Annotated in this window: 10 protein-coding genes and 1 tRNA gene; 5 read left to right on the top strand and 6 right to left on the bottom strand. The window is 30.2% G+C overall.

Annotation, left to right across the window (positions count from 1 at the left end):
• Positions 1–93 precede the first annotated feature (93 nt).
• From B2217_RS08310 to B2217_RS08320, 3 genes are all read left to right on the top strand, one after another.
• Entirely contained in the window at positions 94–834 is a 741-nt protein-coding gene (locus tag B2217_RS08310) for a YebC/PmpR family DNA-binding transcriptional regulator (RefSeq protein WP_291122286.1), read from the top strand.
• An 85-nt stretch (positions 835–919) separates the two neighbouring features.
• Complete coding sequence (locus B2217_RS08315; protein ID WP_180904919.1) at positions 920–1,327, top strand: hypothetical protein; 408 nt, start codon at positions 920–922, stop codon at positions 1,325–1,327.
• A gap of 132 nt (positions 1,328–1,459) precedes the next feature.
• Positions 1,460–1,544: transfer RNA gene (locus tag B2217_RS08320), tRNA-Ser, on the top strand.
• A 242-nt stretch (positions 1,545–1,786) separates the two neighbouring features.
• Here the strand turns inward: B2217_RS08320 and B2217_RS08325 are convergent.
• Both B2217_RS08325 and B2217_RS08330 read right to left on the bottom strand, forming a co-directional pair.
• Positions 1,787–2,083, bottom strand: a complete 297-nt coding sequence (locus tag B2217_RS08325; RefSeq protein ID WP_291122289.1) for a hypothetical protein — start codon at positions 2,081–2,083, stop codon at positions 1,787–1,789.
• A gap of 127 nt (positions 2,084–2,210) precedes the next feature.
• Positions 2,211–3,122, bottom strand: a complete 912-nt coding sequence (locus B2217_RS08330) for an IS481 family transposase (protein ID WP_291122291.1) — start codon at positions 3,120–3,122, stop codon at positions 2,211–2,213.
• Positions 3,123–3,558: 436 nt separating this feature from the next.
• Between B2217_RS08330 and B2217_RS08335 the strand changes: the two genes are divergently transcribed.
• A complete protein-coding gene (locus B2217_RS08335) occupies positions 3,559–4,815 on the top strand; it encodes a DUF3748 domain-containing protein (protein ID WP_291122293.1) in 1,257 nt (418 codons plus the stop codon).
• A gap of 198 nt (positions 4,816–5,013) precedes the next feature.
• Here the strand turns inward: B2217_RS08335 and B2217_RS08340 are convergent, their stop codons facing one another.
• On the bottom strand, positions 5,014–6,525 hold the full coding sequence (locus tag B2217_RS08340) for a carbon-nitrogen hydrolase family protein (RefSeq protein ID WP_280049997.1): 1,512 nt from the start codon (positions 6,523–6,525) through the stop codon (positions 5,014–5,016).
• Positions 6,526–6,629: 104 nt separating this feature from the next.
• Between B2217_RS08340 and B2217_RS08345 the strand changes: the two genes are divergently transcribed.
• Positions 6,630–7,667: a hypothetical protein gene (locus B2217_RS08345; RefSeq protein WP_291122295.1), complete on the top strand. Its 1,038-nt coding sequence runs from the start codon at positions 6,630–6,632 to the stop codon at positions 7,665–7,667.
• A gap of 50 nt (positions 7,668–7,717) precedes the next feature.
• On the opposite strand, the gene B2217_RS08350 is transcribed toward B2217_RS08345, so the two are convergent.
• The 3 genes from B2217_RS08350 to B2217_RS08360 form a co-directional block, all read right to left on the bottom strand.
• On the bottom strand, positions 7,718–7,966 hold the full coding sequence (locus tag B2217_RS08350) for a hypothetical protein (RefSeq protein ID WP_291122297.1): 249 nt from the start codon (positions 7,964–7,966) through the stop codon (positions 7,718–7,720).
• Between the two features lie 7 nt (positions 7,967–7,973).
• On the bottom strand, positions 7,974–10,208 hold the full coding sequence (locus B2217_RS08355) for a hypothetical protein (RefSeq protein ID WP_291122299.1): 2,235 nt from the start codon (positions 10,206–10,208) through the stop codon (positions 7,974–7,976).
• Between the two features lie 181 nt (positions 10,209–10,389).
• The gene (locus B2217_RS08360; RefSeq protein WP_291122301.1) at positions 10,390–11,829 is read right to left on the bottom strand and encodes a glyceraldehyde-3-phosphate dehydrogenase; all 1,440 of its coding nucleotides are present in this window, start codon (positions 11,827–11,829) and stop codon (positions 10,390–10,392) included.
• Between the last annotated feature and the right edge of the window lie 348 nt (positions 11,830–12,177).

Raw genomic sequence — 12,177 nt, forward strand, 5'->3', positions numbered from 1 at the left:
ATTCTAAAATATTAACATCTTAAAAATCCAAGACATAGTTCTTGGATTTTTTTCGTTTTATGAATAAATTTGCAGCTATAAAAACAAGTATAAATGGGAAGAGCATTTGAATTTAGAAAAGGACGTAAATTAAAACGTTGGGCGGCAATGTCTAAAGCGTTTACTAAAATTGGGAAGGATATCGTAATGGCAGTAAAAGCAGGAGGACCTGATCCGCATTCAAATTCTCATCTTCGTGCGGTGATTCAGAATGCGAAGGCTGTTAACATGCCAAAAGATAACATCGAACGCGCAATCAAAAAAGCATCTGATAAAAATACAGAAAACTATAAGGAAGTTATTTTTGAAGGTTATGGACCTCACGGAATTGCCGTTTTAGTTGAAACTTCTACAAATAACAACAATCGTACAGTAGCTAACGTTCGTTCTTATTTCAGTAAATGTAATGGACAATTAGGAACGCAAGGTTCTGTTGAATTTATGTTTGATCATATCTGTAATTTCAAGATTCAAAAACCTGAAAATCTAGATTTAGAGGAATTAGAATTTGAAATGATTGACTTTGGAGTAGAGGAGATTTTTGAGGATGAAGATGGAATTGTATTAATTGCACCTTTCGAGAATTACGGAACAATCTTCAAATCTTTGGAAGAAGGTGGATACGAAATTATTTCGTCAGAATTTGAAAGAATTCCACAAACGACAAAAGAATTAACAGAAGAACAAAAAGCTGACATCGAAAAATTGTTAGAGAAATTTGACGAAGATGAGGACGTAAATAACGTTTATCATACGATGAAAGAAGAGGAAGAAGAGGAAGAAGAGGAAGAATAATCTTTTTTGAAAAGAATAATATGAAAACCGTTTAATTTATTTTAAACGGTTTTTTTTATCTTTAACTATAATTGAATTTTTGAGAATGATAAAAATTTTTACTTTACTTGGTTTGATATTACAATTTGTAGCATTTTGGATGGCTGCGCCAGAAATTCTTGGAGCTGATTGGTTAAAAAAGACTGAAGAAATGATTCGAAAAGCAATTAATCAATTACCACAATTGATACTAGCTGTATTAGGAATGGCGATGGGAATGATGTTTTATCATTCGATGAGTTCTATTTTGATATTTACAGTTGTTATGGTGATTATAATTTTATTATTGATTTTCTATAAAAAAGTAGAAAAGCTTTTGGACGAAAAAATCTCGAAACCATTGGTCAATAAATTAATCATAAACGAAACATTTCGCTTTACTTTATTGAAGTTTGCAGCCTTGTTTTTCACGCTTGGTTTCCTTATTCAGATAGCTTTGGTAATTATTGTATAATTTTTTTAAAAAATATTTATTTGATACTGAATAAACTAAGTTTTTGTATTAAAAAAACTTTAAATTAAGGTTTGCAAATTCGAAAAAGCGTTCTATATTTGCACTCGCAATACCGCAGTAGACTGCGTTATTGGAGAGTTGGCAGAGTGGTCGAATGCGGCAGTCTTGAAAACTGTTGAGGGTCACACCTCCGGGGGTTCGAATCCCTCACTCTCCGCTAAGAAAACCCAATAGAGTAATCTGTTGGGTTTTTTGTTTTTCTGAAGTTGTTTTCCTTTCATTTTCATAAAACTGAAAGGAAAACAAAAAATAATAGATGCGAAGTATCTAGAGTTTTCTTAGAATTACTTTCTTTTCTAGGGAATATGAAATAATCCCTCACTCTCCGCTGAAAGGGATTCTATTATTTAGAATCTCTTTTTTTGTATAAATAAGTAAGCTTTCTTCCTTCATTTTCAACTAGTTAACAGAAAATAAATCCATCATTGTAGGTGTTCGATAAAAACCATTTTCGTAGTATAAATTACTGTCGAACACTATATTAACAAATTCTCTTTTTTGCAAAATATCTGCTTGTTCGAAAATAAACTTCATGTCAGTCAGTTTATTTAAATTCTTTTCTAATATTTTAAAAGCAATATTTTGATCGTTGCTGTAACGTTCTATACCTACTTTCAGATTAACGATTTCATCGTTATATATTGAATACCATCGTTGATAGGTATCTTTATTTACTTCGTTTTTAATACATTTCACATCGTAAATCAAAAATCGTTTACATACATTCTATTGCCACTATGTTGCCTTTATCCTGCCTTGATCTTGCCTTGATCTTGGTAGTTGACCCTGTCGTACTTCATGACTTCGTAGACTTTAAATATAATTATTTTAGTTTTGATTTTAGTATTTCATAAGGAGTTTTACCTTTAAATGAACCATGTGGTCTATTGAAATTATAAAAATTTTCCCATTGTTTTAATTTTTGATTTAGATCGACATCTTCAGTATAGCTTAAAAGTTGATAAAACTCTTTTTTGTCAGTTAAATGAGATCGTTCAACTTTCCCATTTAACTGAGGCGTTCCTACTTTTATAAATCGGTGTCTCATTCCTAAATCTTGAACATGCCAATGAAATTTTGATTGAAATTCATGTCCGTTATCTGTTTGAATTGTATTAATTCTGAAAGGAAATTTATCTACAACATAATTTATGAAATCAATTGAACTTAATTGATTGTGCTTTTCATAGATTTTAAGCGCTCTAATTCGTGTAGCATCATCAATTGCTGTATATTGAAATCGCTTGATTTTATGGCCATTTGCATCTTGAAAAATTAGAAATTTAAAATCAACCTGTACCTGATGACCAGGTGTTTCTTTTTCATACCTGATACTATGCATGGCTCTTCTAGTCACCTTTCTGTCTAATCTAGCGACATTATTACGCTTTAGAATACGATAAACACTTGATTCCGATATCAAAATATCATGATAACGTTCTAAATACCATTTAATTCGCCAAGTCCCTAATTTATGTTCTTTTCCAAGTTCTAATACTTTATTTAAAATCTCTTGCTTAATTTGGTTAGGAAAAGTACGAGGAGTTGGTTTCTTTCTGAGTAAACCTTCTTCTCCATGTTCTTCATATGCTTTTTTCCATTTGTAAAATGTACTTTTTTTAACACCATAAAATTTATAAGCTATAGTGTTATTTCCATATTCTTTAACATATTTTAGAACTTGTAATTTTTTAATATAAGTTAAATAAGCTGCTATTTCTTTTGTCTTTTTCATAATCATAAGGCTATATTAGTTTTTTACTAATTTAGTCTACGAGGATATGACGTACCCACAATAGTTAAAATATTGTTTTTGTGTTTTTTACGAGTTACCAACACATCTTAAACACTACCGGTAAAACTATTTAATTGTTGTTATCATTTCCAGATTGTGGAACATATTGCGAATCAATTCTGGTTGTAGATTTTCCAAAATCTTCATTAAATATTACCTTTGTTGTTTAAGGTTTAACAAAACTTATACTAAGGAAAATAAAAACATTGAAAAAATTATATTTTCAATTATAATTAATCTAGAAAAAAAAATAAAATACAGTTTTGTAAAAAATTTTATAAAGAATGATAAAATATTTCTAGTAATCAAATAATTACGTTTTTAGTTGATTGTTAAATGTTTATTAAGTAAATAAAATATTATTAAACAATACGATATGGTAAAGCAGTTAACTTATGATGATTTTGGACATACGCTTCATCATAATCAAATTCAATCAGTTGATGGCAATTATCTTGTTTTTGATACACGTAATGATGATACAAAAATAGGAGAGACTTCTTCTATCTGTTTACTTCACACGAGAACTTACGAATCCAAAATTATTTATACAACAAATAATCAAACAGAATTTGGTCCTGGAGTAGGTGCAGCCTCTTTTTCACAAATTGAGAATAAAGTTATTTTTATTCATGGTATTCGAAATGCGAATCAAGCAAACCCGTATTCGGCAACAAGAAGGACAGGTGTCGCAATTGATTTAGAATTTCCAAATTACCCTATTTTTATGGATGCCCGAAATATAAATTTTCCCTTTACAAATGGTGCTTTGCGTGGAGGAACACATTCGCATTCGTGGCAAAAAGAGAAGAATTGGATTAGTTTTACCTACAACGATTATGTCTTGGAACAAGAATCTAAACAAAATTCTACCATAAAAGATCAGCGAGTGGTTGGAGTGATGTTTCCAAAAAAAGTTGAGGTTGAGTTGGATGAAACATTAGAAAATAATTCTGGTGAAATGTTCTCGATTATCGTTTCGAAAATAGTGACAAATCCTAAAAATGGAAGTGATGAAGTCGAAAAAGCTTTTGATGAATGTTGGATTAACTCAACAAACAATATCGCATTTCAGGGACATGTGCGTGATGAAAAAGGGAATTTGAAAACGGAAATTTTTATTGCTGAAATTCCAAATGAAATAAGGTTTGATGAAAACGATAATTTAAAAGGAACTTTAACTACTTTGCCAGATGTACCAAGTTGTATTTCGCAGAAACGAATCACTTTTACTCAACATGGAATTAGTAATTTTAGACATTGGTTACGTTCTTCACCAGACGGAAAAATCATCTATTTTTTGATGGAAGATGAATTTGATAAAACGCAATTATTTGGTGTAAATTTAGTTTCGAATGAAATTATTCAATATTCTTTTTTAGAAAATTCGATTACCTCTCCATTCAATCTTTCATCAAACGGAAAATATGCTATTTATTTTGTTAACGATAAAATATATCTAAATGATTTAATCAAAAAAAAATCTAAACAAATCTATCAAGTTCATAAAATCAATAATGAATTAACAGGAATTCCGCATTTTTCTAATAATGGGAAAAAAATCTATTTTAATCAATTTGTTTCAAATAATTTCAATGAAAAGTTTATTCAAATCTTCGAATTAGAGTTATAAAACAAAACTGAAATATGTTAAAATTCTAAGTTTTCTGAAAAATATTTGTCCCAGATAAAAAATATTTCTAATTTTAGTACAGATACTTAACCGAACCTAAGGTCTATGTTTTAAAAAAAGGTAGATTGCATGTTCTTATTCGAGTCTAACCAATGGGAATAAGAACTAAAACAAAACCTCCAAATTGGAGGTTTTGTTTTATGATTTTATTAGTTTTACTTCATACAAATCCTTGCGTCTGTCTTTCATCGTTTTTACAGTTCCATACTCATGCAACTCCTTTAGAAGATAAAGATCAACATCCGAAATCAGTACCATTTCTGTATTCGGAGTTGCTTCTGCTTTGACTCCATTGTTTGGAAAAGAGAAATCCGAAGGTGTGAAAACTGCCGATTGCGAATATTGAATATCCATATTATTCACACGCGGTAAATTCCCTACTGAACCCGCAATGGCCACATAACACTCATTTTCTATCGCACGAGCTTGCGCACAACTACGTACTCGCGTATAACCATTTTGTGTATCAGTCATAAACGGAACAAATAAAATTTCCATTCCTTGATCGGCTAAAATACGACTCAATTCAGGGAATTCGACATCATAACAAATTAGTAAACCTACTTTGCCACAATCGGTATCAAAAACTTTGATTTCGTCACCACCATTCAATGCGTAATATTTGAACTCATTTGGCGTAATGTGTATTTTACTATACGAATCTAATTTCCCCGAACGATGACATAAAAATGACGTATTATATAGTTTTCCTTCCTTTAAATGCGGCATAGATCCTGATATAATATTGACATTATATGTAATTGCAAATTCTTGAATTTTCTTCACAATATCGTCCGTCATCGTTGCTAATTGATGCATCGCTTCAATCTCTTTCAAATGATTATATGGACTCATCAACGGCGAATTGAAAAATTCTGGAAACATGATAAAATCAGAGCCATAATCGCTTACCGCACTTACGAAAAACTCAATTTGATCATAAAAATCTTGTAAACCATTAAATAAACGCATTTGCCATTGCACCAAACCAAGACGAATAGTGCGTTTTGTTGGTGAATTAGATTTCAATTCAGGTTCGTAATAGATGTTATTCCATTCTAATAAAGTGGCGTATTCTAAAGATTCTTTATCATCTTTCAGATAATTTTTCAAGATTTTTTTTACATTAAAATCATTCGAAATCTGAAAAGCTAAAGTTGAATCATAAATTTCTTTACTTTTTACTTTTTCTATATATTGTCTAGGAGATAATTCTTGCGAATATTTATGATAATTTGGAATTCGTCCACCAGCTACAATTGATTTTAGATTCATTTCTTCACAAAGCGCTTTACGTTCATCATATAAACGTCTTCCCAAGCGCAATTGACGATAATTTGGATGAACAAAAACTTCAATTCCATACATTACATCACCTTCTGGATCATGTTTTAAAAATTTACCATTAGATGTTATCGTATCATAATTCGATTCGATATTCGTTTTTTTCGAATTAACCACAATACTTAATGCCGAAGCAACAACTTTTCCATCCACTTCAACACAAAGTTGACCTTGCGGAAAAATAGCTAATAATTCTTTAATTTCGTCGACAGTCCAAGTTCCAAGCTGATTGTGATAGGCTTCTTTTGTAGATTCAGTCAAATCACTATAATCTTCAAGAGTCAAATTTCTGACCTGAATATTCATTTTATTTAGATTTAGATTATGTTTGAATTTAGCAAATATTAATCCAATAAACAATTTTAAAAAATAAATTTAGACCTATCTTCGTATAGACTAATAAGCATGAAATGAAAGATGTAAAAATAGAGTTTAGAAAGCCTATTTATCCTGTGAGTGACGAATTAAATCATTATTTAGAGAAATATCATCGCAAAACAAAAGCGAGTGTAGAATATGATGATTTGATGCGTTTTTCGGGTTGTGTAGCATTGGAAGATAAGGAAGGAAATGATACGCATTGGTTAGGTGTTTATTATACCGACTCGGAACATCAGGAAATTCAAGATAGTCTAAACAGAATTTACACCTACTTACATTCAGACGGAGATGAGGAGTCTTTGCCTTATCTTGTTGTTGATTCTATTGATTATTGTACGTTCGGAAATTCGAAACCTTTTCGTATTCGGGTTCGTAATATTTTGAATGATAATTATACCAATTTTTACATCAAAAAAGCAGATGCTTCGCGTATTTATGGTTTAGAATTAGAAGATATTTTATCGCCTCATCGAATCAATTTTTTGGTCTACAAAAATACATTGATTGAAGAGCATATTTTAGGAATTCCAGGAGATGTTTTTATCAAAAATTATTTGGATAAATGTAATGATTTAGAAAAAAATCAGATTGCAAAAGAGTTTGTAAAGTTCAATGAACGCTGTTTTATTGGTCTTTTAGGTGATATGCGATCGTATAATTATGTGGTGATTCCAATTCACGATTTTGATCAAGTTATCTATAGAATTCGACCAATTGATTTTGATCAACAATGCTATGAAGGAAATTTAAAAATTTATCGACCACAGTATTTTAAAGAAAATAAAATTATGGTTGATTTGGTGAATAATCGTTTGAAACCAAATTCTGTCGATCAATATAGAAAAGAAGTAAAATCCTTGATTTCGAAAAGAATTTCGAATAGTTCGAAACGTTTTCGTGATTTAATGAAAATCATGAAAAATGATCATATTTCTAAACCAGAAAATATTGCACAATTACGAACTGGTTTTGCAAAGTTTTATAAAGATCAATCTTACGAAAATTGTGAAAGAATGGGGGAAATCTTGTATAAAGCAATTGCGAATAGTTTGGAACAGATAAAATAAAGAAAAGCTTCTCAATTTTGAGAAGCTTTCTTTTTTATATAATTTAGAAATTAGTTTTTTAATAGCTGTTTTCTGTAACGTAAAGCAACTAAACCTGCTCCAATTACCAATAAAGGAAAATAATCATTTATTGGAGTTGGATCTGGATCTGTACTAGGACCATTTGGATCCTCTGCATTATCAGCTTTTTGAGTAGTGTTATTACTTTCAAAAAAACGAATTCCACCTTCTTCAGTATTTGCAAAAGTCACAGTAGACATCAAACAAAATAATAAAGTTATTTTTTTTATATTTTTCATACATTAATTATTTTAAAATTACTTTTCTAGATTCAATTGTACCATTTGTATTCTCTACAACAACTACAACAACTTGAGGATTTACATTCAAATTGATTACATAATTTTTTGTATTTATGTTTTGAATATTTTGTAATTGTCTTCCTGAAATATCAACTAATTTTATTGATTTAATTGATTCTTTAGATGAAATTGTAATCTGTTTATTTTGAGCATAAACTACCAATCCTTTTTTAGACAAATCATTTGTAGATAATGTTTTATTTTGATAATTTATAGAGAAACGATCATTAATTTCTCCTGCTTTTGTATCAAAAGAATAAGATTTTAATTCGTTTAAATTAAATACTTTATCTAATTTTTTGTCTACCAAATAGATATTTTGATTTTCGAAAACACCTTCAAACTTTTCTAAATTGATTTGATAAGTTCCTGCTTTCTTAACATTGAAAGTTAAATCAAAAGAATCTTCGTTATTGAAATCTCCACGTCCTTGAATTACATATAAATCATTGTTCAAAACAGAATATAATCCTTCATTATTGTTATCAAATGGTTTAGCATCAAAATTTTGATCAAATTTATTTGTCGATCCATTTACATACCCTATTAAAGAAGAATTTATTTTACCTTGATTATTTGATAAACTTAACCAATATCTATCTTTTTGTTCTTTGTAATAAACTGGACCATTAGCTGAGGTACGCATCGCATTATTAAGCACTAAATTACCAGCGTTTGCTACTTTTACTATAAATCCTTGTGCAATATCAATATTTTGAGAAGTTACGCTATTATCATTCCATCCTGTTCCATTGTAAATAGCCCAGTTAGAACCTTGATATGCTCCATCTACAATTGGTTTAGAATGCGTCCAAACATAAACAGAGTTTACTCCTACTGATGTATTAGCAGCAATTAAAGCATCTAAACTAAGTGGTGACGCGTAAGGATTTCCTACTGCATTATTTCCTTTAGAAGCTTTAGTTACAGGAATCGTTACTTCTCCATTAAATAATTGACCTCTGAATGAACTATCAAATACCTGAGCATCGCCTTCTCCGTAGTTGTTATAATTATTAGGAGCTCTAAAAGAAATTAATTCTCCTGCTTTAAAATTATCTGCAGCAGTTACATTCTCTGTCCAATCATTTGTTGATTCTAAAAATCTTGCAAAACGATTTGTTAAAGTATTTGGAGAAATTTCGAAAATATTTTGATTAATAACTGGCGAAGACCACATTAAATTTTCTAAACGGTAAATAGGTGTTGATGATCTATCAAACATTGCAGGACCAACATTTACTGCGCTATTATTCTTTTGAATCAAATAAGCACCGTGTCTGAATCTAAATGTTACATCATTTTGATTAACAACTTCATTTTCTACAGTAATTGTTATTCCTGCAGGAATAATCATATCTCTCTCAACTGTTAATTTCTTCGCAGAAAAACTTTCTGTTGGAGTTGCATGTAAAATAACTTCTTTTGTTAGATCTGGTGTTCCGTTAGACCATGCAGTTCCGTCCCATGTTGTAGAGTTAGAAGAAGCTTCATCCCACGTTAAGTTGAAATCATCAATAGCTGTTGATGCTCTATTATTTTTACCAGAAGCGTCTCCAGTAGTTGTTATTCTTATCCAAACATTTCCAGATTGGTTATCAATATCAGCAGGTAATGTAACGTCAACCGATTGATTTGTAAATTTTGAATCACCTGTTGTTAATGTAGCTGGTAAAGTTTGTAAAGCAACAAAGTTTAATGTATTTCCAACACTATATTCCACTTTCCAAGTCGTTATTCTTGGAGATGAACTATCTAAAGATTGTAATTTAAAATTTAATTTAAAATTAGATTTATTTTCAGTATTTGCTATCTGAAAAACAAATGAAGTTCCGTTTGTAGTTCCAAATGACCCTGTTTGCCTAACTCCTAAACTTCTATCTGTACTTGCATTTTGTACATTTGTTGAAGCACTAGCTGTTAAACCATTCGCTGATGCGAAATTTTTGAAAGCACCATTTGTATTGTTCCAAACAATTTTTGCTTTATTAAATATTACGTTTACCCCATTAGAAGTATTTGAAGTACCTGTATTAACAGTCCAACCATTAGGTAAATCAGTTTCAATTAAATCAAAGTTTTCTGTATAACTACCTCCCGAAGGTAAAGTTACTTGCCCAAAAGCAAATCCTGATAACAATAAAGTTAGCAAGGATGATCTAAAGTAAAATTTTTTCATAAATAAAATGTTTTTTTTAGTTGTTCAAAAATAGTGTTAATTTTTATAATCAACATTAATATAATATTAACAAAAATAAAACAATTAATTTATTTAGCTATTTTTAAACGAATAGATTACAAAGAAAATCCACTAACTAAAAAGCTAGTGGATTAATTTTAAATAAAGGGAAAAAATACTATTAATAGTATGTATATCTTCTAACACCCGCAATGTGTTTCGCTAAACGCATTACTTGGTGGCTATATCCATATTCGTTATCGTACCAAACGTACATCACAACATTTTTACCATCTGCAGAAACAATTGTTGCATTACTATCAAAGATAGATGGAGCAGTAGTTCCAACGATATCCGAAGAGACTAATTCGTTGTTCAACGAATATTTAATTTGCTCAACTAATTCTCCGTTCAATGCAGCATCTTTCATGATGCTGTTCACATTTTCAACAGATGTGTCTTTACCAACTTCTAAATTCAAGACAACCAAAGAACCATTTGGAACAGGAACACGAATTGCATTCGAAGTTAATTTACCTGTTAAACTTGGTAAAGCCTTCGCAACTGCGCTACCAGCACCAGTTTCAGTAATTACCATATTCAAAGCAGCAGCACGTCCACGACGGTATTTTTTGTGCATATTATCAACCAAATTTTGGTCATTTGTATACGCATGAATAGTTTCTAAATGTCCTTTTACAACACCTAAATTATCTTCAACAACTTTCAAAATAGGCGTAATTGCATTTGTTGTACAAGAAGCAGCTGAGAAAATATTTACATTTTCTGGGCTATATTCTTCATGATTAACACCGTAAACAATATTCGGAACACCTTTTCCTGGCGCTGTTAATAAAACTTTATCAGCACCAACAGATTTTAAATGACGAGATAACGCTTCTTCATCTTTAAAAACACCTGTGTTATCAATAATTAAAGCATTATTAATTCCGTAAGCAGTGTAATCAATATCTTCTGGCTGAGCTGCAGAAATCATGTAAACAGAAACTCCATTGATGATTAAAGCATTATTTTCGTGATCAGCTACAACGTTTCCGTCAAAATCACCATGAACAGAATCATGACGTAACAAAGAGGCTCTTTTTTCTAATAAAACAGGATCGTTTTTATCACGTGTTACAACAGCGCGTAATCTCAATTGTTGACCTTTTCCCATTTGAGAAGCCAACTCACGAGCTAATAAACGTCCGATACGACCAAATCCGTATAAAACAACGTCTTTTGGTTCAACACTTTTTACATTTTTGCTTTCGCCTAATTTCTCTTCAACAAAAGCTTCTGCCGAAGCATAATCTCCGGAAATATATTCTTTTGCTAATTTTCCAACATCAAGTCTCGAAGCTGGTAATTTAGCTTCAGAAATAGCTTTAGCGATTGCTAAAGTATCGTCAATAGAAATCTTTTTTTCTACAAATTCTTCAGCATATTGATGTAGATTTACGATGTCACTAACGTTTTTATCAACTAATTGATTACGGAAAATTACCAATTCAACAGATTGATTATACCATAAATCTGAAACAATTTTAATGAATTCTACAACCTTTTTGCTCATTTCATTGAAAGATGCGAGTTGCTGATCATAAGAAGAGTGGTTCATTTTAGAAAATGTTTATTTGTGTTTTTTTACTTAATTCTTGGCAAAAGTAATCAATTATAACGATTTCGTACATTTTTTTTACAAAAACTAATTATTGTCATAAAAAAGCAACTATTCCTACGAAAATACTAAAATATAGAAAAAAAATAAATTTTTAGTGAGAAATTTTAAATTTTACGAATACTAATAAATAGCTATTAACCATTGTTTTATTGTTTTATTTGAATTGAATTTTATTTTACGAAAACGTTTTCGTAAAATAATTGTTAAAAAGTTTTATTTGCAAATTCGAAAAAGCGTTCTATATTTGCACTCGCAATACCGCAATAGACTGCGTTATTGGAGAGT

This window comes from Empedobacter sp. UBA7620 (assembly GCF_002484185.1).
Classification (GTDB): Bacteria; Bacteroidota; Bacteroidia; order Flavobacteriales; family Weeksellaceae; genus Empedobacter; species Empedobacter falsenii_C.